This window comes from Photobacterium sp. NCIMB 13483, from assembly GCF_003025475.1.
GTDB lineage: Bacteria > Pseudomonadota > Gammaproteobacteria > Enterobacterales > Vibrionaceae > Photobacterium > Photobacterium piscicola.
In genome coordinates, this window is record NZ_PYLV01000069.1 from 1 (window position 1) to 553 (window position 553).

The 553-nt window shown below is 37.8% G+C and carries 2 rRNA genes; both read right to left on the bottom strand.

Features of this window, described 5'->3' with window-relative positions:
* A 23S ribosomal RNA gene (locus tag C9I86_RS19935) occupies positions 1-106 on the bottom strand; the annotation flags it as partial.
* A gap of 368 nt (positions 107-474) precedes the next feature.
* Positions 475-553: ribosomal RNA gene (locus C9I86_RS19940) — 16S ribosomal RNA — on the bottom strand; the annotation flags it as partial.

Consider the following 553-nt stretch of genomic DNA (forward strand, 5'->3'; position numbering starts at 1 on the left):
GACTCAAGAGGCTTTTACTGCCTAATCTGGGCTTATCGCAAGTTAATACGTCCTTCATCGCCTCTGACTGCCAAGGCATCCACCGTGTACGCTTAGTCACTTAACCATACAACCCCAAGAGGTCTTGCATGTTCAAACAACCAAGGTTTGCGTTTAATAATCCGATCAAGAAAATATTAAACATTGGTTTTTCGCCGGACTCATTTATTTGTTTTTACTTTAAAAAGTAAAAACAAAATCAAGACACTTGAATGTGTGTTGTTTTGAGAACTCGTTTTTATTCAAAGAATAAAAACATTTTTAAAATTAATCTTTCGATTAAATTTACTAGTCAGCTTTCCAGATTGTTAAAGAGCATAACGCAAAAGCGTTAATCAATGCGTTTGCATTAATTAGCACTTTCGCTATTTTCTAATAACTAATTTTACCAAGCAATCTGTGTGGACACTGCATAAAACAGCATAAGTCTTTAGGTAAGGAGGTGATCCAGCCCCAGGTTCCCCTAGGGCTACCTTGTTACGACTTCACCCCAGTCATGAACCACACCGTGGTA